This is a genomic window from Klebsiella sp. CN_Kp106, assembly GCF_040064575.1.
In the GTDB taxonomy this organism is placed as follows: Bacteria; Pseudomonadota; Gammaproteobacteria; order Enterobacterales; family Enterobacteriaceae; genus Klebsiella; species Klebsiella michiganensis.
In genome coordinates this window covers 29,514-49,164 of record NZ_JBEAIG010000002.1, presented here as the reverse complement: position 1 = coordinate 49,164, position 19,651 = coordinate 29,514, and the positions used below count along the sequence as shown (strand labels likewise).

At 54.0% G+C, this 19,651-nt stretch carries 15 protein-coding genes; 10 read left to right on the top strand and 5 right to left on the bottom strand.

Translation table 11 applies throughout. The features are described from left to right. The first annotated feature begins 42 nt into the window (after window positions 1-42). The 3 genes from dgt to cdaR all read left to right on the top strand — a co-directional run bounded on the left by dgt (window position 43) and on the right by cdaR (window position 4,480). Window positions 43-1,557: a dGTPase gene (gene dgt, locus ABLU96_RS02145; RefSeq protein ID WP_064358577.1), complete on the top strand. Its 1,515-nt coding sequence runs from the start codon at window positions 43-45 to the stop codon at window positions 1,555-1,557. A gap of 134 nt (window positions 1,558-1,691) precedes the next feature. Further along, window positions 1,692-3,131: a serine endoprotease DegP gene (degP, locus tag ABLU96_RS02140; protein ID WP_004098740.1), complete on the top strand. Its 1,440-nt coding sequence runs from the start codon at window positions 1,692-1,694 to the stop codon at window positions 3,129-3,131. A gap of 191 nt (window positions 3,132-3,322) precedes the next feature. Then, on the top strand, window positions 3,323-4,480 hold the full coding sequence (gene cdaR, locus ABLU96_RS02135) for a DNA-binding transcriptional regulator CdaR (RefSeq protein WP_004098741.1): 1,158 nt from the start codon (window positions 3,323-3,325) through the stop codon (window positions 4,478-4,480). Between the two features lie 36 nt (window positions 4,481-4,516). On the opposite strand, the gene ABLU96_RS02130 is transcribed toward cdaR, so the two are convergent. The 5 genes from ABLU96_RS02130 to map form a co-directional block, all read right to left on the bottom strand. Beyond that, a complete protein-coding gene (locus tag ABLU96_RS02130; protein WP_348862301.1) occupies window positions 4,517-7,495 on the bottom strand; it encodes a putative mucin/carbohydrate-binding domain-containing protein in 2,979 nt (992 codons plus the stop codon). Between the two features lie 195 nt (window positions 7,496-7,690). Beyond that, window positions 7,691-8,080, bottom strand: a complete 390-nt coding sequence (locus ABLU96_RS02125) for a DUF3461 family protein (RefSeq protein ID WP_004098742.1) — start codon at window positions 8,078-8,080, stop codon at window positions 7,691-7,693. A 107-nt stretch (window positions 8,081-8,187) separates the two neighbouring features. Continuing rightward, window positions 8,188-9,012, bottom strand: a complete 825-nt coding sequence (dapD, locus tag ABLU96_RS02120) for a 2,3,4,5-tetrahydropyridine-2,6-dicarboxylate N-succinyltransferase (protein WP_004098743.1) — start codon at window positions 9,010-9,012, stop codon at window positions 8,188-8,190. A 33-nt stretch (window positions 9,013-9,045) separates the two neighbouring features. Next, window positions 9,046-11,709 (bottom strand): bifunctional uridylyltransferase/uridylyl-removing protein GlnD, encoded by a 2,664-nt coding sequence (glnD, locus tag ABLU96_RS02115; RefSeq protein WP_046878565.1) that lies wholly within the window; start codon window positions 11,707-11,709, stop codon window positions 9,046-9,048. 191 nt (window positions 11,710-11,900) lie between these two features. Beyond that, a complete protein-coding gene (gene map / locus ABLU96_RS02110) occupies window positions 11,901-12,695 on the bottom strand; it encodes a type I methionyl aminopeptidase (protein ID WP_004098745.1) in 795 nt (264 codons plus the stop codon). 323 nt (window positions 12,696-13,018) lie between these two features. Between map and rpsB the strand changes: the two genes are divergently transcribed. The 7 genes from rpsB to cdsA all read left to right on the top strand — a co-directional run bounded on the left by rpsB (window position 13,019) and on the right by cdsA (window position 19,647). Next, the gene (gene rpsB, locus ABLU96_RS02105) at window positions 13,019-13,744 is read left to right on the top strand and encodes a 30S ribosomal protein S2 (RefSeq protein WP_003856207.1); all 726 of its coding nucleotides are present in this window, start codon (window positions 13,019-13,021) and stop codon (window positions 13,742-13,744) included. Between the two features lie 119 nt (window positions 13,745-13,863). Further along, window positions 13,864-14,715, top strand: a complete 852-nt coding sequence (gene tsf / locus ABLU96_RS02100; protein ID WP_004098746.1) for a translation elongation factor Ts — start codon at window positions 13,864-13,866, stop codon at window positions 14,713-14,715. Window positions 14,716-14,861: 146 nt separating this feature from the next. Continuing rightward, on the top strand, window positions 14,862-15,587 hold the full coding sequence (gene pyrH, locus ABLU96_RS02095) for a UMP kinase (RefSeq protein WP_004098747.1): 726 nt from the start codon (window positions 14,862-14,864) through the stop codon (window positions 15,585-15,587). 205 nt (window positions 15,588-15,792) lie between these two features. Beyond that, entirely contained in the window at window positions 15,793-16,350 is a 558-nt protein-coding gene (frr, locus tag ABLU96_RS02090; protein WP_004098748.1) for a ribosome recycling factor, read from the top strand. Window positions 16,351-16,576: 226 nt separating this feature from the next. Then, window positions 16,577-17,776, top strand: a complete 1,200-nt coding sequence (ispC, locus tag ABLU96_RS02085; protein WP_057173044.1) for a 1-deoxy-D-xylulose-5-phosphate reductoisomerase — start codon at window positions 16,577-16,579, stop codon at window positions 17,774-17,776. A 242-nt stretch (window positions 17,777-18,018) separates the two neighbouring features. Next, window positions 18,019-18,777, top strand: coding sequence for a (2E,6E)-farnesyl-diphosphate-specific ditrans,polycis-undecaprenyl-diphosphate synthase (gene ispU / locus ABLU96_RS02080; RefSeq protein WP_004098751.1), 759 nt, complete (start codon window positions 18,019-18,021; stop codon window positions 18,775-18,777). A gap of 12 nt (window positions 18,778-18,789) precedes the next feature. Beyond that, the gene (gene cdsA / locus ABLU96_RS02075) at window positions 18,790-19,647 is read left to right on the top strand and encodes a phosphatidate cytidylyltransferase (protein WP_014228000.1); all 858 of its coding nucleotides are present in this window, start codon (window positions 18,790-18,792) and stop codon (window positions 19,645-19,647) included. Window positions 19,648-19,651: the final 4 nt, after the last annotated feature.

Below are 19,651 nucleotides of genomic sequence, written 5' to 3'. Positions count from 1 at the left end.
ATGCGCTTAGAAGGAAACGTTATTGCTCGCTCGGGGGAGATCATGGCTAAGATCGATTTTCGCAACAAGATTAACTGGCGTCGCCGCTACCGTTCACCGCAGGGCGTTGAGACGGAGCGTGAAATCCTGCGAATTTTCGAAAGCGATCGCGGACGCATCATCAACTCGCCGGCAATCCGCCGGCTGCAGCAAAAAACGCAGGTTTTCCCGCTGGAGCGCAATGCCGCGGTGCGTACGCGGCTGACCCACTCTCTGGAAGTTCAGCAGGTGGGCCGCTACATCGCCAAAGAGGTGCTGAGTCGTCTGAAAGAGCAGAAGCTGCTGGAAAGCTACGGGCTGGATGAGCTTACCGGGCCGTTCGAGAGCATTGTTGAAATGGCCTGCCTGATGCACGATATCGGCAATCCGCCATTTGGCCATTTTGGCGAGGCGGCAATTAATGATTGGTTCAGCCAGCGGCTTTTCCCCGGCGATGCGGCCAGCCAGCCGTTAACCGACGATCGCTGCGTGGTCGCGGCGCTGCGCCTGCAGGAAGGCGATAGCCAGCTGAATGAGCTGCGGCGTAAGGTTCGCCAGGACTTATGCTGGTTTGAAGGCAATGCGCAGGGTATTCGCTTAGTGCATACGCTGATGCGCATGAATCTCACCTGGGCGCAGGTGGGCTGTATTCTAAAATATACGCGTCCGGCATGGTGGCGCGGGGAACCGCCGGCTAGCCACAATTATTTAATGAAAAAACCTGGTTATTATTTAGCCGAAGAGGGCTATGTTGCGAGGTTGCGTAAAGAACTGGATCTGGCTCCTTACAATCGCTTCCCATTAACGTGGATTATGGAAGCCGCGGATGATATCTCATATTGCGTCGCCGACCTTGAAGATGCGGTAGAAAAACGCATCTTCAGCGTAGAGCAGCTTTATCAGCATCTCTATGAAGCCTGGGGCGTTCACGAAAAAGGCTCCTTGTTTAATCAGGTTGTCGAAAACGCCTGGGAGAAATCGCGTGCGAATTCTCTGAGCCGGAGTACCGAAGAACAGTTTTTTATGTATTTACGGGTTAATACGCTCAATAGGCTGGTACCGTATGCGGCGCGGCGGTTTATTGATAACCTGGCGAAGATTTTTAGCGGTGACTTTAACCATGCGCTGCTTGAGGACGATAGCGATTGCAGCCAGCTTCTTGAACTATATAAAAATGTCGCGGTAAAACATGTGTTTAGCCATCCGGATGTCGAGCAGCTGGAGCTGCAGGGCTATCGCGTGATCAGCGGTCTGTTAGATATATACCAGCCGCTGTTAAAATTATCGCTGGATGAGTTTAGTTTGCTGGTGGAAAAAGAGCGGGTGCGAAGTTTACCGATTGCATCACGTCTTTTTCAGAAACTTTCAACTCGTCATCGGTTAGCTTACATAGAAGCCGTAAATAAGATTTCGCGCAATAATCCGGAGTTTCCAGTGATGGAATATTATTATCGCTGTCGTCTCATTCAGGACTATATCAGCGGAATGACCGACTTGTATGCATGGGATGAATATCGACGATTGATGGCCGTAGAATAAGGGTGAGTTTTGTAAAGACGGACAATAAATTTTTACTTTTACCAAAACTTCATTCCGGAACTTCGCGCTATAAAATGACTCTGATAGTCACCAACACAGCAACTATTCGTTATCTGAAATTGAGATTGAAACCTATGAAAAAAACCACGTTAGCAATGAGTGCCCTGGCTCTGAGTTTAGGTCTGGCGTTGTCCCCTCTCTCTGCGAGCGCGGCGGAAACAGCTTCTTCGGCGACTAATGCGCAGCAGATGCCAAGCCTGGCGCCGATGCTGGAAAAAGTGATGCCGTCGGTCGTGAGCATTAACGTTGAGGGGAGCACCACCGTTAATACGCCGCGGATGCCGCGTAACTTCCAGCAGTTCTTTGGCGACAATTCGCCGTTCTGTCAGGATGGTTCTCCGTTCCAGAGCTCTCCGTTCTGTCAGGGCGGCGGGCAGGGCGGTGCGCCGGGTAGCGACGGCGGCCAGCAGCAAAAATTTATGGCCCTCGGTTCCGGGGTGATTATTGATGCCGCTAAAGGCTATGTCGTGACTAACAACCACGTTGTGGATAACGCGACCACTATCAAAGTTCAGCTCAGCGATGGCCGCAAGTTCGACGCGAAAGTGGTCGGCAAAGACCCGCGTTCTGATATTGCGCTGATTCAAATCCAGGATCCGAAAAACCTGAGCGCGATTAAGCTGGCGGACTCTGACGCCCTGCGCGTCGGTGATTACACCGTGGCGATCGGTAACCCGTTTGGCCTGGGCGAAACCGTGACCTCGGGGATCGTTTCCGCCCTGGGCCGTAGCGGCCTGAACGTTGAAAACTATGAAAACTTTATCCAGACCGATGCGGCGATCAACCGCGGTAACTCCGGCGGCGCGCTGGTTAACCTGAACGGCGAGCTGATCGGTATCAACACCGCGATTCTGGCGCCGGACGGCGGCAACATTGGTATCGGCTTCGCTATTCCGAGCAACATGGTGAAAAACCTGACCGATCAGATGGTCAAATTTGGCCAGGTTAAGCGCGGTGAGCTGGGCATCATGGGGACCGAGCTGAATTCCGAACTGGCGAAAGCGATGAAAGTTGACGCTCAGCGCGGCGCGTTCGTCAGCCAGGTGATGCCGAACTCGGCGGCCGCTAAGGCGGGGATTAAAGCCGGCGACGTGATTACCACGCTGAACGGTAAATCGATCAGCAGCTTTGCCGCGCTGCGTGCCCAGGTGGGGACCATGCCGATCGGCAGCAAAGTCGAGCTTGGCCTGCTGCGTGACGGCAAGCCGGTGACAGTGACCGTTGAGCTGCAGCAGAGCAATCAGAACCAGGTTGACTCAAGCACCATCTTCAACGGTATTGAAGGTGCGGAAATGAGCAACAAAGGTCAGGATAAAGGCGTCGTGGTGAGTAACGTGAAAGCGGGAACGCCGGCGGCGCAGATTGGCCTGAAGAAAGGCGATATTATCGTTGGCGCGAACCAGCAGCCGGTGAAAAATATTGCCGATCTGCGCAAAATTTTTGATGCCAAACCGTCGGTTCTGGCGCTGAATATCCAGCGCGGCGATACGTCGATTTATCTGCTGATGCAGTAATCCCTGACGGTTCGCAAAGCCCCTTTTCTCCTTGCGGAGGAAAGGGGCTTTTTTATTTCTGCCGCCCCTTCCATTTTTCGTTCTGTGATATCTTCCACAACTCCATATTTCTTAGCCCGGCTTTGTGCAAATGCACAATGCGGCGTGTTGCCAACTCTTTTATGCTGTTAGCCTGCTCACGGGAGGGTTACATGGCTGGCTGGCATCTTGATACCAAAATGGCTCAGGATATCGTGGCGCGTACGATGCGCATCATTGATACCAATATTAACGTAATGGATGCCCGCGGGCGCATTATCGGTAGCGGAGACCGCGAGCGAATTGGTGAATTGCACGAAGGCGCGCTATTAGTGCTTTCCCAGGGCCGCGTTGTCGATATTGATGATGCCGTTGCCCGACATCTGCACGGCGTGCGCCAGGGGATCAACCTGCCGCTGCGTCTGGAAGGGGAGATCGTCGGCGTTATCGGCCTGACCGGCGAACCGGAGTCGCTGCGTAAATACGGTGAACTGGTGTGTATGACCGCCGAGATGATGCTGGAACAATCGCGGCTGATGCATCTCCTGGCCCAGGATAGCCGTCTGCGCGAAGAGCTGGTGATGAACCTAATTCAGGCGGAAGAGAACACCCCGGCGCTGACCGAGTGGGCCCAGCGTCTGGGGATCGATCTCAACCAACCGCGCGTGGTGGCTATGATTGAAGTGGATAGCGGCCAGCTGGGCGTAGACAGCGCGATGGCGGAGCTGCAGCAGCTCCAGACCGCGTTGACCACGCCGGACCGTAATAATCTGGTGGCCATTGTCTCGCTGACCGAAATGGTGGTACTGAAGCCCGCGCTGAACGCCTTTGGCCGCTGGGATGCGGAAGATCACTGCAAACGGGTCGAGCAGCTCATTAGCAGGATGAAAGAGAACGGTCAGCTGCGTTTTCGCGTGGCGCTGGGAAACTTTTTTACCGGACCGGGCAGCATTGCTCGCTCGTATCGCACCGCCAGAACCACCATGATGGTCGGTAAACAGCGGATGCCGGAGAGCCGTAGCTATTTTTACCAGGATTTGATGCTGCCGGTACTGCTGGATAGCCTGCGCGGTGGCTGGCAGGCTAATGAGCTGGCGCGCCCGCTGGTTCGCCTGAAGGCGATGGATAACAACGGCCTGCTGCGTCGCACCTTACAGGCCTGGTTTCGTCATAACGTGCAGCCGCTGGCGACGTCGAAAGCACTGTTTATCCACCGTAATACGCTGGAATACCGTTTGAACCGTATCTCTGAGCTGACGGGGCTGGATTTGGGTAATTTTGACGATCGTCTGCTGCTGTATATTGCGCTACAGCTCGATGAGCAGCGCTAAAAACACTCCCGCCTGCGGCGGGAGCGGGGACGGCAATTACAGGCGCTGCAGTCCGCGGGCCGTGACTTGCCAGGAGACGGTATGAGGCTGTGGCCAGGCGTTACCGTTTTGTGGGTTGATAATGACGGAGCGACCGCCGGCTTCGGCATGGAAGACTTCGATGATATAGCCCTCATCAAGTATTGCCGTATCTATATAGTCGCCAAGCTGCGATGAGCCTTTAATGGACTGGCGATAAACCACCGAGCCGCGCGTATTGTAGATATTCACCGCGGCATAGGCCGTCGTAAAGTGCTTATTCGGCACCACGGGGCTGGCGGTAAAGGTGAGCGCGCCGCGGCCAATATCCATCTCCATCGTCGCAAAACGAATATTATCATTGCCAAGTAGCTGCCAGCAGAAGAGATCGCCATACAGCTCTGTAGCCTCGTCCTCAGCATCCGTAGTTTCTTTATCCTCCGGGTCTGGCACCAGCGAACAGGCCTCCAGCCCATCCTTCACTACCCGCCAGCGGTTGTGCTGCTTCAGCGTAATGGCGCGATGCGTCGTATCATTGCTGGCGCTGGAGCGGAATGGCTCATCATGGAAAACCTCAATGATCATGTTTTCAGCGAGGGCGATAGTTTCGCTGTTTGCCAGGTTGTTGGTCGCTCCGGCATAGCTGCGGTGATAAACCACCGTTTCGTCCGCCCCGGTTACCGTAATGCTGGCGTAGGTATGGGAGACATAATACGGGTGCGGCGCGCCGGTACGGGTGGTGACCGTCATGGCGTGCTGTTGATTATCGATAACGATCTGGCAAAAATCTTTGTTGCCCTGTCCTCTGAGATTGAGGGTCACGCTCTTGCCCGTCAACTCGCCCGGTTCACTATTATCCTGAGGCAGAACATCGGCATACTCTTTAAGCAGCCTGCTGCGCTGGGGCTCTTCAATATGGGAGAGCATCAGCCAGAGATCGTTTTTACATACGCTCTCTTCCTGCGCTAATAGCGAAGGCTGGTTACGCATCGCCTGAGCGTCATGCTCGAAAATAGCCAGTAAATCTTCCGCCGGATTATTATCGAGGATAAAGTTGTAAAGCCCACTCTCATCAATACGCATCAGCTGGCATTTCTCGCCCGCGATCAGCGGTAAATACTCCGGGGAGGCTTTTAGACGTCCCGGCTCGACGTGAGTAATATACAAGTGATAGTGAGGGCCGAAGGGAATAATCACCTTACCGGTGGCGCAGTTTGTGCCGTTCATATTGCGCTCAAAGACTTTTTCGCCGCTGGCGGAAAGTACGCATACGCCGGCATAGAGCGCGTCAGGGTAGTTGTTGTGCGGCGTGGCGCTGGTAATATTCAGCGTAAGCTGCTGATTTTCGAAATCGATATCCAGATATGCAAACGGCGTGTCGCCAATACCTAAAAAGCTCATTGTCACGTTACGCCCGCGGGTATCGCGTTGTCGGGTGTAGTTGATGGTAGCCGCATTCGCCCCTTCTTTTACGACGAGATAGCTGATATCCGGACGATATTTTTGTGAACGGCCTTTCGGAGGATCGATCTGGTAAACGCCGACTGGAATATCATTCAGGATCAACGTGTCATCATTAACAACCAGTGAATAATGCGTGCCACAATTATCTTTAATCGTCAGCGTTCGCCCGTAAATTTGTTCCAGCTGGTCGATATTGAACGTCAGGGATAGCGTCCCCGTTTTGCCTAATGCCACCAGTTCGCTGTTATCCACCAGCCAGACGAAGGAGTCCAGCCCCAGCTGCCGCCGCGCGCTATCCCATTCGCTTTGCGGAAGGAAAAGATATAGCGGATAGAGCGGTTTTGCCGCCAGCGCGGCGATATCTCCCTTAGTGGTAATTTCCAGCGTTAAGCCGCATAGCTCGATAAACGGCGTGACATCATACCCTGCGGCGGCGGCAATGGCGGTAGCCAACATATCGATAAGCTGATAATCGGACGGCCGGAAGCTATCGCCGTTGGCCAGTTCACGATAGTTCTGGTTAAAGGCGCTGAAGGCTTTGGTTCCTGCTTTTAGCAACATCAGCATCAGGAACTGCAGGCGCGGACGCAGGCCCCAGCTGGCGACCGGCGTTTGGTCTTTTATATAGGTCATCAGCTGGAGTTCCTGTACGGCCTGCTGACCATAGTTATAGAGCCAGCCATCCACATAGAGATGATTATCCTGGCTCAGGGTAAGCTGCTGATAGAAAGCGGCGTAAATATTGTTCCACATCTCATTGACGGGCAGAGTGGTGTCCTGCATAAATTTGCCCTGATACCCGTGCGCAATTTCATGAAGAATAACCCACTGCGTCGCAACGTTATCCAGCCAGCCTTCACCTAACGTTGATGATGTATGTGCGCACCACCAGGGGTGATAATAGGCTGCGCCGACGCCGTGTTTATCTGCCCGCACAAAGTAGCGGTTGGCGACATCCTGGTTCCACGGCGCATCCGGGCGATCGCTTAGCCCAGCCCAGTCGTTATAGCATTTGAAAAGGTGGGTGTAATAAGCGTGTAGCGAGGATAAGCCCGCTTTCATCGCATTATCGCGGTCGGCGTAGGGCAGCAGCAGGTTAATCACATCTAAATCAAGCAGCGCGAGTGCGGATTGATTTTTCTCCCAGCTGAGGAAAAATTCATCCTCAGATTGTCCTGCTTTCCAGCACGGCAGCGGTTTAGTTGCCGCAGGTTGCTGGTAGATGACGGTGAATTCGCTGGACTGGTCGGTAAACAGCGTATCGACAAAAGGAACGGTGTCGACCGTGGCGCTGACCGTTTTCCAGCCGGTGGCGATCGTGCTGGTGCTTTCTAGCGCGGTATCATTGCAAAGCAGGCGCAGAATCGAGTTGCCGTTGCTGATATCCGGTTGGCGAATGTGCAGCGGCGTATTGGCGGGCAGAATAAAGCCCAGCGGCTGGCGATCGTGCTGCCGTCCTTTTTCAAAACCGGTCTTATCCAGCCAGGGCGCAGATTGTAGGGTATAAAATTTTTGTTCAATTTCCTGTGTCATCGTATGATCTCCTTTCAGGTGGAAATTGAACATACAGCGACTTATTTTATTATGTCATTCATGTAGATAGGGATATGAGATGAAATGATATCAGAGAGGAATAGCTGATATTCGCTGATGCTGCCGGTGGGGGTAAGTGAGAAAAAAGAGGATGAGGCAGAGAGAAACAGGGCCAGCATCTGGCCCGTATCAGGCTTACTTATTGCGGGTCAGTTTTTCCAGATCGGATTCGATTTCGCTGATCTTATTCGTCACCACGCTTTCGAGGTGACGCAGATCGTCGAGGATCTTACGTTTCAGATCGATTTCGGTGCGATCGCGCTGACAGATTTGATCCAGCTCGTCGATGATATAGCGTAGATTAGGGCTAATCTCCTGGACTTCTTTATATCCCTGGCCCACGCCGTCGGCGACAACGGTTTTGCGCTGACGCGGATATTTGAACTTGACGCTCTTGGCGAAGAACTCGCCTTTATCCTTCTGAAAGTAGATTTTCAGAATGTCGTTGTTGGCTTCCTGCCGCAGGCTATAGCGATCGATTTCATCAGGATTGGTAATACCAAGACTTTTCAGATTATCGTACATAACGGTACCTTTGATATCATCGTAATCTTTGAATAATTAACGAAAAAATCCATCTTCGCCAGCTCAATATATAAAAAAAGCGGGATGCCTCCCGCTTTTCATGCTGCTTAGTCGATGGTACGCAGAAGTTCGTTGATTCCAACCTTGCCGCGGGTTTTGGCATCGACTTTTTTGACGATAACCGCGCAGTACAAGCTGTACTTGCCATCTTTTGACGGCAGGTTGCCGGAGACGACGACGGATCCCGCCGGAACGCGGCCGTAGAACACTTCACCGGTTTCGCGGTCGTAGATTTTGGTGCTCTGGCCGAGGTAGACGCCCATGGAGATAACGGAACCCTCTTCGACGATGACGCCTTCAACGACTTCCGAACGCGCGCCGATAAAGCAGTTATCTTCGATAATGGTCGGGTTCGCCTGCAGCGGCTCCAGTACGCCACCGATGCCGACGCCGCCGGACAGGTGGACGTTTTTGCCGATCTGCGCGCAGGAACCCACGGTCGCCCAGGTATCAACCATCGAACCTTCGTCAACGTAGGCGCCGATGTTCACATAGGACGGCATCAGAACCGTGTTGCGAGCGATATACGCCCCCTGACGAACGGCCGCCGGCGGAACGACGCGGAAACCTTCTTTCTGGAAACGCGCTTCATCATAATCCGCGAACTTCATTGGGACTTTATCGAAGTAGCGGCTTTCCGCACCATCGATAACCTGGTTATCGTTAATACGGAAAGAGAGCAGAACCGCTTTCTTCAGCCACTGATGGGTGACCCACTGGCCGTCAACTTTTTCAGCGACACGCAGCGCGCCGGAATCAAGCAGAGAAATCACCTGGTTAACCGCTTCGCGGGTTACGGTATCCACGTTTGCCGGCGTGATGTCGGCGCGACGCTCAAAAGCGGACTCAATAACGTTCTGTAATTGCTGCATTGTTTACTCTTTCCATTTACTTAAAAAAATACGTTACCCTTTATCGTTTGGATTGAGGGCCTCTGTCAACCGTTGTTGCACTTCTTGCTGTAGCTCATTATTAAGGGCGCGCCGGTCTGCGGTGGCGATTATAAATAAATCTTCTACTCGCTCACCAATTGTCGTAATTCGCGCGCCGTGGAGCGAAATTCCGAGGTCGGCAAACACCTGGCCGACGCGCGCTAACAGACCCGGCTGGTCGAGAGCAATCAGCTCAAGAAAGGATTTCCGGTCGGTATGCGTCGGCAGGAAATTCACCTCCGTCGGCACGGAAAAATGCCTCAGCTTCGCCGCCTGACGACGGGGCGCCGGCGGCTGCCAGCTGCGCTGGCTGATGGTCTGTTCCAGGCCCACGCGGATCATTTCGTGCCTGTCGGCGGAAAGCGGGCTGCCGTCCGGCTCAAGAACAATAAAGGTATCCATCGCCATGCCGTCGCGGGTGGTGAAGATCTGCGCATCGTGAACGCTAAGATTACGTCGATCCAGCTCGCCGCAAACGGCGGCGAAGAGGTAAGGACGATCCGGACTCCAGATGAAGATCTCGGTGCCCCCGCGCGAGGCGTGGGAACTGAGCAGGATCATCGGTTTGCTGAGATCGTGCTGCAGCAGATTACGCGCGTGCCAGGCGAGCTGGTTTGGCGTATGGCGCACAAAGTAGTTGGCGCGGCAGCGGTTCCAGATTTGGTGCAGCGCCTGCTCATTGATATTTTCCATCCGCAGCAGCGCCAGCGCCTGTAGCTGGTGGTGACGCACCCGCTCGCGCATATCCGGCGTGTTTTGCATCCCCCGGCGCAGCTGTTTTTCGGTGGCGAAATAGAGCTCGCGCAGCAGGCTCTGCTTCCAGCTGTTCCACAGGTTTTCGTTGGTGGCGCAGATATCGGCGACGGTCAGGCAAACCAGGTAGTGCAGACGGTTCTCCGTTTGCACCTCTTCGGCAAACTGCTTGATCACTTCCGGATCCTGAATATCGCGACGCTGGGCGGTGACCGACATCAGCAGATGATGACGCACCAGCCACGCCACCAGCTGGGTTTCGCGCGAGTTAAGACCGTGAAGCTCGGCGAATTTCAGCACGTCCTGCGCGCCGAGAATCGAATGGTCGCCGCCGCGTCCTTTCGCGATATCGTGGAAGAGGGCGGCGATAAGGATCAGCTCCGGATGCGTCAGGCGCGGCCACAGTTCAACGCACAGCGGATGGCGGCTGCGGGTCTCTTCTTTGGCGAAGCTCTCAAGCTTAAGCAGCACGCGGATCGTGTGTTCATCAACGGTATAGGCGTGAAACAGGTCAAATTGCATCTGACCGACAATATGCGACCATTGCGGCATATAGGCCCACAGCACGCTATGGCGGTGCATCGGCAGCAGCCCCCGGCTGACCGCGCCCTGATGGCGCAGCATGCTGAGGAACAGGGTCCGCGCTTCCGGAATATAGCAAAGCGGCTGCGTCAGATGACGGCGAGCGTGGCGCAGGTGGCGAAGCGTGGTGGAGTAGATGCCGGTAATGCTGCTGTTGCGCACCATCATAAAGAACATGCGCAGAATCGCCTGCGGTTCGCGGATGAACAGCGTGTCATCGCGCAGATCGATTAGCGTGCCGCGCAGCTGAAAATCATCGTCAATCGGCCGCGGCTTCTCATCTTCGGTGAGCGCCAGAATCGCCTCTTCGAACAGCTGGATCAGCATTTGGTTCAGCTCGCTCACCCGGCGGGTGACGCGAAAGAAATCCTTCATCATATGCTCGATCGGCTGGTTGCTTTCGCCTTCGTAACGCAGGCGACGGGCGACGCTGAACTGCCTGTCGAACAGCAGACGATTATCGTAGCGGTTGAGCTCCAGATGCAGCGCAAAGCGAATGCGCCACAGCTGATGCAGGCATTCGTTAAGCTCGTTGCGCTCGGCTTCGGTCAGGAAACCGAAGCCGACCATTTCATCAAGCGAGGTGGCGCCGAAATGGCGGCGCGCGATCCACTGCAGGGTGTGAATATCGCGCAGGCCGCCGGGGCTGCTTTTCACGTCCGGCTCGAGGTTATAGCTGGTCCCGTGATAGCGCTGATGGCGTACATTCTGCTCTTCGACTTTTGCCGCAAAGAACTTTTCCGATGGCCAGAAGCCGTCGCTGAATATATGTTTTTGCAGTTCAAGGAACAGCGCGACGTCGCCAATAAGCAGACGCGATTCAATCAGGTTAGTGGCGACGCTGAGGTCCGACAGCCCCTCCAGCAGGCACTCTTCGAGGGTGCGCACGCTGTGGCCGACTTCCAGCTTGATATCCCACAGCAGCGTCAGCAGCTCGCCGACCTTCTGCGCCTGCTCATCGGGCAGCTTTTTACGGCTCAGGATAAGCAGGTCGATATCGGAAAGCGGGTGCAGTTCGCCGCGGCCGTAACCGCCGACGGCGACCAGCGCGATGTCGTTCATCGACCCGAACCCGTACTCGACCCATAGCCGCTGAAGCAGTTGATCGATAAATTCGGTGCGCGCCTCAATCAATCTCTCTGCGGCGATGCCGTGGTCAAACGCTTCGCCCAGCCAGCGCTGAAAAGCGTCGATGTGCGCCTTGATAGCCGCGCAGTTGAAGTCGCTCTGCGGCCAGCAGCCCGGATTCGCCGGCTGGTCGGCCAGGGCAGGGGAGACAGTATCAGATAAAGAGTTGCTCATCGCGCCACCATAATAAAAAACTATCGCCCATAAAAAATCGCCGGGAGCGATTTTTAACGTCGCTTGCGGCGGCCCATAGGGTAACGGGCAGGACGCCCGTCATAAAAAATCGCCGGGAGCGATTTTTAACGTCGCTTGCGGCGGCCCATAGGGTGCCCGTCATAAAAAAGCCGGCTGGCGCCGGCTTTTCATCATTCGTTGTGCGAGATTATCGCCGGGATGGTGTCATCCTTGCGTAACGTCAGTATTTCGCAGCCGCTGTCTGTCACCACAATAGTATGCTCATACTGCGCAGACAAGCTCCGGTCTTTGGTTTTTACCGTCCAGCCGTCTTTCATACTGCGGATCTCTTTTTTACCCGCGTTGACCATCGGTTCAATGGTAAAGGTCATGCCGGGTTTGAGCACCACGTTGGTTTCCGGAGAGTCGTAATGCAGCACCTGCGGTTCTTCATGAAAACCGCGGCCGATACCGTGGCCGCAGTACTCGCGCACGACGGAGAAACCTTCGGCTTCGACGTATTTCTGGATAGCCGCGCCGATAGCGCGCAGATTAACGCCCGGTTTGACCATTTTCAGGGCCAGATAGAGGCTTTCCTGGGTAATGCGGCACAGGCGCTCGCCCAGAATGGTCGGTTTACCGACGATAAACATCTTCGAGGTGTCACCGTGGAAATCATCTTTAATGACGGTGACGTCAATGTTGACGATATCGCCATCTTTCAGCAGCTTGCCGTCGTCCGGGATCCCGTGGCACACCACTTCATTAATAGAGATGCAGACGGATTTCGGGAAGCCGTGGTAGCCCAGGCAGGCGGATACGGCTTTTTGTTCGTTAACGATATAATCGTTGCAGATGCGATCCAGTTCGCCGGTGCTGACGCCCGGTTTTACGTAGGGTTCGATCATTTCCAGCACTTCAGCGGCCAGGCGGCCGGCAACGCGCATTTTTTCGATGTCTTCAGATGTCTTGATAGAAATAGCCATGGATTGTGTCCAGCAGTGTCGATTTTTTCGACAATAATAGATTATGTCTGAACAATGTTAACAGTCCGGGCGTCCTGCTGCCAAATTGAGAATCATTAGCAGCACGCGACGTCAACAACAGTTGGTGTCTGGTCCTGTTTTGTGGTATAAAGCGCGCCGGACTTCTGTTCCATTCTCAGATACACAAGATGGACTGAAGCGACAAATCTCACTTTGTGTAACAACACACACGTATCGGCACATATTCCGGGGTGCCCTTTGGGGTCGGTAATATGGGATACGTGGAGGCATAACCCCAACTTTTATCTATAGAGGTTTTAAACATGGCAACTGTTTCCATGCGCGACATGCTCAAGGCTGGTGTTCACTTTGGTCACCAGACCCGTTACTGGAACCCGAAAATGAAGCCTTTCATCTTCGGCGCGCGTAACAAAGTTCACATCATCAACCTTGAGAAAACTGTACCGATGTTCAACGAAGCTCTGGCTGAACTGAACAAGATCTCTTCTCGCAAAGGCAAAATCCTTTTCGTTGGTACTAAGCGCGCTGCAAGCGAAGCGGTAAAAGACGCTGCTAACAGCTGCGACCAGTTCTTCGTGAACCATCGCTGGCTGGGCGGTATGCTGACTAACTGGAAAACCGTTCGTCAGTCTATCAAACGTCTGAAAGACCTGGAAACTCAGTCCCAGGACGGTACTTTCGACAAGCTGACCAAGAAAGAAGCGCTGATGCGCACTCGTGAGCTGGACAAGCTGGAAAACAGCCTGGGCGGTATCAAAGACATGGGCGGCCTGCCGGACGCGCTGTTCGTTATCGACGCTGACCACGAGCACATCGCAATCAAAGAAGCAAACAACCTGGGTATTCCGGTATTTGCTATCGTTGATACTAACTCCGATCCGGACGGCGTTGACTTCGTTATCCCGGGTAACGACGACGCAATCCGTGCAGTTAGCCTGTACCTGAGCGCTGTTGCTGCTACCGTTCGTGAAGGCCGTTCTCAGGATCTGGCTTCTCAGGCGGAAGAAAGCTTCGTAGAAGCTGAATAATAAGGCATACCCTTATTTAGTACCGTGTATAAATAGGGGCCTCTTAGCGGCCCCTTTTTCACTTTCAAATCTGTCTGGTTCCTGGAACCGGGCCGATCACATCTCCCGAGGAATAAAGAATGGCTGAAATTACCGCATCCCTGGTAAAAGAGCTGCGCGAGCGTACTGGCGCAGGCATGATGGATTGCAAAAAAGCGCTGACTGAAGCGAACGGCGACATCGAGCTGGCAATCGAAAACATGCGTAAATCCGGTGCTATTAAAGCAGCGAAAAAAGCGGGCAACGTTGCCGCTGACGGCGTGATCATCACTAAAATCGATGGCACCTACGGCATCATTCTGGAAGTTAACTGCCAGACTGACTTCGTGGCTAAAGATGGTGGCTTCCAGGCATTTGCTAACAAAGTTCTGGATGCAGCTGTTGCAGGCAAAATCACCGACGTTGAAGTTCTGAAAGCACAGTTCGAAGAAGAACGCGTTGCGCTGGTTGCTAAAATCGGTGAGAACATCAACATCCGTCGCGTTTCTTCCCTGGAAGGCGAAGTTCTGGGCTCTTACCAGCACGGCGCGCGTATCGGTGTTCTGGTTGCCGCTAAAGGCGCGAGCGAAGAGCTGGTTAAACAGCTGGCTATGCACATCGCTGCAAGCAAGCCTGAATTCGTTAAGCCGGAAGACGTTTCCGCTGAAGTGGTCGAAAAAGAGTACCAGGTTCAGCTGGACATCGCCATGCAGTCTGGCAAGCCGAAAGAAATCGCAGAGAAAATGGTTGAAGGCCGCATGAAGAAATTCACCGGCGAAGTTTCTCTGACCGGTCAGCCGTTCGTTATGGACCCGAGCAAATCCGTTGCTCAGCTGCTGAAAGAGCACAACGCTGACGTGACTGGCTTCATCCGCTTTGAAGTGGGCGAAGGCATTGAGAAAGTTGAGACTGACTTTGCAGCAGAAGTTGCTGCGATGTCCAAGCAGTCTTAATTTTCAAAAGGAGCCGCCTGAGGGCGGCTTCTTTTTGCGCCTAATGTGTAAATTCAGCCAACCGCTATAGTGGGCACGCTGAAAAGCGACGTACAATGTCGCCAGAATTAATTCATCTCATTCGTTGACAGTCTCAGGAAAGAAACATGGCTACCAATGCAAAACCCGTCTACAAACGTATTCTGCTTAAGTTAAGTGGCGAAGCTCTGCAAGGTTCAGAAGGCTTCGGTATTGATGCGAGCATACTTGACCGCATGGCTCAGGAAATCAAAGAACTGGTTGAGCTGGGTATTCAGGTTGGCGTAGTGATTGGTGGCGGTAACCTTTTCCGTGGTGCTGGTCTGGCGAAAGCGGGTATGAACCGCGTTGTGGGCGACCACATGGGCATGCTGGCAACGGTCATGAACGGCCTTGCAATGCGTGATGCACTTCATCGCGCCTATGTGAACGCCCGCCTGATGTCAGCGATTCCGCTGAATGGCGTGTGCGATAACTACAGCTGGGCGGAAGCTATCAGCCTGCTGCGTAACAACCGCGTGGTGATTCTTTCCGCGGGTACCGGCAACCCATTCTTTACCACCGATTCCGCTGCCTGCCTGCGCGGCATTGAAATTGAAGCCGATGTGGTACTGAAAGCCACCAAAGTCGACGGTGTATTTACCGCTGACCCGGCCAAAGATCCTTCCGCAACGATGTACGATCAGCTGACCTACAGCGAAGTACTGGATAAAGAGCTGAAAGTGATGGATCTTGCGGCCTTTACCCTGGCGCGTGACCACAAACTGCCGATTCGCGTATTCAATATGAATAAGCCTGGCGCGCTGCGCCGCGTGGTGATGGGTGAAAAAGAAGGCACATTAATTACTGAGTAATTCCCGTTAGCGTCAAATACGGGTAATATTCGGCCTTACTTTTTCGGGTTTTTGACCCGATGGTTTTCAACATGCTCTGTGGACGGAATGCTGCGGCTGACCCGCAGCCTGAAAGACGCTGAGCATAAACATGACTATACTTAGCTCACTTTTGCAGTGGGCGACCGTCTGGTCTGTCTGAGACAAGTTTTCAAGGATTCGTAACGTGATTAGCGATATCAGAAAAGATGCTGAAGTACGCATGGACAAATGCGTTGAAGCGTTCAAAACCCAAATCAGCAAAATACGCACGGGTCGTGCTTCTCCCAGCCTGCTGGATGGCATTATCGTGGAATACTACGGCACGCCGACTCCGCTGCGTCAGCTGGCTAGCGTAACGGTAGAAGACTCCCGCACGCTGAAGATCAACGTCTTCGATCGTTCCATGAGCCCGGCCGTTGAAAAAGCGATTATGGCTTCCGACCTCGGTCTGAACCCAAGCTCTGCGGGCAGCGATATCCGCGTTCCGCTGCCGCCGCTGACCGAAGAGCGTCGTAAAGATCTGACCAAAATCGTGCGTGGCGAAGCTGAACAGGCGCGCGTTGCCGTACGTAACGTTCGTCGCGATGCCAACGACAAAGTCAAAGCGCTGCTGAAAGAGAAAGAGATCAGCGAAGATGACGATCGCCGCTCTCAGGAAGATGTGCAGAAAATGACTGATGCTGCTATCAAGAAAGTTGATGCGGCGCTGGCGGATAAAGAAGCGGAACTGATGCAGTTCTGATTCTCTGCCGACACGCAGGTCTGACGATCGGCCTGCGTAAAATCTGAAACGCCGTACAGGAGACCGTACGCTCAATTTTCGGGATTGCGTTTAGACGGCTGGCCTTGTAGCCTTTGGCGCCATGTCAAAGGCCTTGCGCCTCCGCTCTGTCAACCGATAATTGATGCATAAGGGTTTGCTGGCGGCGTTTTGCTTTTTATCCTGTCTTCATTATTCTGGACGCCTCATGAAGCAATTAACCATTCTTGGTTCGACCGGTTCTATCGGCTGCAGCACGCTGGATGTGGTGCGCCATAATCCTGATAGCTTTTCTATCACCGCGCTGGTCGCCGGGAAAAATGTCGACCGTATGGTTGAACAATGTCTGGAATTCTCCCCTCGTTACGCGGTAATGGACGATGCGCACAGCGCGGAGCTGCTGCGTGCGCAACTGCGCGAGCAGGGCAGCCGAACGGAAGTCATGAGCGGCCAGCAGGCGGCGGCAGAAGTGGCGGCGCTCGACGAGGTTGAGCAGGTGATGGCGGCGATTGTCGGCGCAGCAGGCCTGGTGCCGACGCTCTCAGCCATTCGTGCGGGTAAAACGGTGCTGCTGGCGAACAAAGAGTCGCTGGTGACCTGCGGCCGTCTGTTTATGGATGCCGTGCAGCAGTACGGCGCACGATTGTTGCCGGTTGATAGCGAGCATAATGCGATTTTTCAGAGTATGCCGGAAACAATTCAACATAATCTGGGATACGCTGATTTAACCCAGAACGGCGTGGCGTCGATTCTGCTCACCGGCTCCGGCGGTCCCTTCCGGGAAACGGCGATTTCTGAACTGGCGGCGATGACCCCCGATCGGGCATGCAAGCATCCAAACTGGTCGATGGGGCGCAAAATATCTGTCGATTCGGCCACCATGATGAACAAAGGGCTGGAGTATATCGAAGCCCGCTGGCTGTTCAACGCCTCGGCGCAGCAGATGGAAGTCCTGATCCATCCGCAATCGGTGATTCACTCGATGGTACGTTATCAGGATGGCAGCGTCCTGGCGCAGCTCGGCGAGCCGGATATGCGTACGCCGATTGCCCACACGATGGGCTGGCCAAAACGCCTTAATTCTGGCGTGAAACCGCTGGATTTCTGTCAGTTGAGCACTCTGAGCTTCTCGGCGCCGGATTACGGCCGTTACCCCTGTCTGAAGCTGGCCATGGAGGCTTTTGATGTCGGCCAGGCGGCGACCACGGCGCTGAATGCGGCAAATGAAGTTTCGGTCGCGGCGTTTCTGAACGGGGATATTCGCTTTACCGATATTGCGGCGATAAATCAGGCGGTGCTGGATCAACAGGCGTTAAATGAGCCGCAAAGTATTGATGAAGTGCTGGCTATTGATGCGATGGCCCGGGTAAGCGCAGGCCAGCTCCTGACGGCGTGGCGCAAATTCTGATACGCGTTGTGATATTTGTGGGCGCTGTGCTTCAGTGATATAGTCTGCGCCATCCGATCGTTGCATTTTGGTGTGAAAGATTACGGTGGCCGTGGCAAGACACGGCTTTTTTGCGTAAAGCTTTTGGTTGTTCTCTGCGATTGGCCGTAGCTCCGGCACCGGATAAAAATGCGTATCCAGCGCTGACCGGTGGCCCGTGTTTAGTAGCTTAGCTAATCCTTATTATGGACTTAAAACGCGTTATGTTGTCTGCTAATCAAACTGTCAGCGAAATGTTGCCTGCGCATGGCTGTCGTCATGTGGCCATTATTATGGATGGCAACGGGCGTTGGGCAAAACGGCAAGGAAAGATCCGCGCCTTTGGCCATAAAGCCGGCGCTAAATCTGTTCGTCGCGCCGTCTCTTTCGCGGCGAATAATGGTATTGAAGCGTTGACGTTATACGCGTTCAGCAGTGAAAACTGGAATCGCCCGGCGCAGGAAGTCAGCGCGCTGATGGAGCTGTTTGTCTGGGCGCTGGATAGCGAAGTGAAAAGTCTGCACCGGCATAATGTGCGTCTGCGTATTATCGGCGAGACCACGCGCTTCAATGCGCGTCTCCAGGAGCGTATTCGCAAAGCGGAGGCGCTGACTGAGAACAACACCGGTTTGACCCTGAATATTGCGGCGAACTACGGCGGTCGCTGGGATATCGTACAGGGCGTTCGTCATCTGGCCAAACAGGTGCAAGACGGGGTGCTTCAGCCCGAGCAAATCACAGAAGAGATGCTGAGCCAGCAGGTCTGCATGCATGAACTGGCTCCCGTAGATTTAGTTATTAGGACCGGGGGAGAGCATCGCATTAGTAATTTTTTGATTTGGCAAATTGCCTATGCCGAACTTTACTTTACGGATGTTCTTTGGCCCGATTTCGCTGAACAGGACTTTGAAGGTGCACTCCATGCCTTTGTTAATCGAGAGCGTCGCTTCGGCGGCACTGAGCCGGGCGGCAACAATGCCTGATGGGGGTCACTTTTGCTGAAGTATCGCCTGATTTCTGCTTTCGTCTTAATACCCGTTGTTATTGCGGCGCTTTTTTTACTGCCGCCCGCGGGTTTTGCCATCGTTACGCTAGTCGTCTGTATGCTCGCCGCGTGGGAGTGGGGGCAATTTAGCGGTTTCACTTCAACTACCCAGAGAGTCTGGCTGTCAGTGCTTTGCGGTCTGCTGCTGGCGCTGATGCTATTCCTGATGCCGGAATACCATTATGACGTTCATCAACCGCTGGTTGAAGGCGCGCTATGGGCATCATTAGGCTGGTGGGTCGTCGCGCTGCTTTTAGTGCTCACTTACCCTGCTTCAGCGGCTTTCTGGCGCAATTCAAAAACGCTCCGTCTGATTTTTGGCGTCCTGACCATCGTGCCGTTTTTTTGGGGCATGCTGGCGCTTCGGGCCTGGCATTATACCGATGACCATTATAGCGGTGCGCTGTGGTTGCTGTACGTAATGATTCTGGTCTGGGGCGCGGATTCCGGCGCTTACATGTTCGGAAAAATGTTCGGTAAGCATAAGCTGGCGCCGAAGGTTTCTCCGGGTAAAACCTGGCAGGGTTTTTTCGGCGGTCTGTTAACGGCAGCGGTTATCTCCTGGGCTTACGGCTGGTGGGCCCATCTGAATGTCACGCCGATGGTGCTGCTGGTGTGTTCTATTGTCGCGGCCCTGGCTTCGGTACTCGGCGACCTGACCGAAAGCATGTTTAAACGCGAAGCTGGCATTAAAGATAGCGGAAATCTGATTCCCGGACACGGCGGTATCCTCGATCGTATCGATAGCCTGACGGCCGCGGTGCCCGTGTTTGCTTGCCTACTCTTGTTGGTTTTCAGGACGATTTGACGGA

Coding starts and splice junctions, on each gene's coding strand:
- dgt (WP_064358577.1), top strand. CDS start 43: ATGGCTAAGATCGATTTTCGCAACAAGATTAACTGGCGTCGCCGCTAC.
- degP (WP_004098740.1), top strand. CDS start 1,692: ATGAAAAAAACCACGTTAGCAATGAGTGCCCTGGCTCTGAGTTTAGGT.
- cdaR (WP_004098741.1), top strand. CDS start 3,323: ATGGCTGGCTGGCATCTTGATACCAAAATGGCTCAGGATATCGTGGCG.
- ABLU96_RS02130 (WP_348862301.1), bottom strand. CDS start 7,495: ATGACACAGGAAATTGAACAAAAATTTTATACCCTACAATCTGCGCCC.
- ABLU96_RS02125 (WP_004098742.1), bottom strand. CDS start 8,080: ATGTACGATAATCTGAAAAGTCTTGGTATTACCAATCCTGATGAAATC.
- dapD (WP_004098743.1), bottom strand. CDS start 9,012: ATGCAGCAATTACAGAACGTTATTGAGTCCGCTTTTGAGCGTCGCGCC.
- glnD (WP_046878565.1), bottom strand. CDS start 11,709: ATGAGCAACTCTTTATCTGATACTGTCTCCCCTGCCCTGGCCGACCAG.
- map (WP_004098745.1), bottom strand. CDS start 12,695: ATGGCTATTTCTATCAAGACATCTGAAGACATCGAAAAAATGCGCGTT.
- rpsB (WP_003856207.1), top strand. CDS start 13,019: ATGGCAACTGTTTCCATGCGCGACATGCTCAAGGCTGGTGTTCACTTT.
- tsf (WP_004098746.1), top strand. CDS start 13,864: ATGGCTGAAATTACCGCATCCCTGGTAAAAGAGCTGCGCGAGCGTACT.
- pyrH (WP_004098747.1), top strand. CDS start 14,862: ATGGCTACCAATGCAAAACCCGTCTACAAACGTATTCTGCTTAAGTTA.
- ispC (WP_057173044.1), top strand. CDS start 16,577: ATGAAGCAATTAACCATTCTTGGTTCGACCGGTTCTATCGGCTGCAGC.
- ispU (WP_004098751.1), top strand. CDS start 18,019: ATGTTGTCTGCTAATCAAACTGTCAGCGAAATGTTGCCTGCGCATGGC.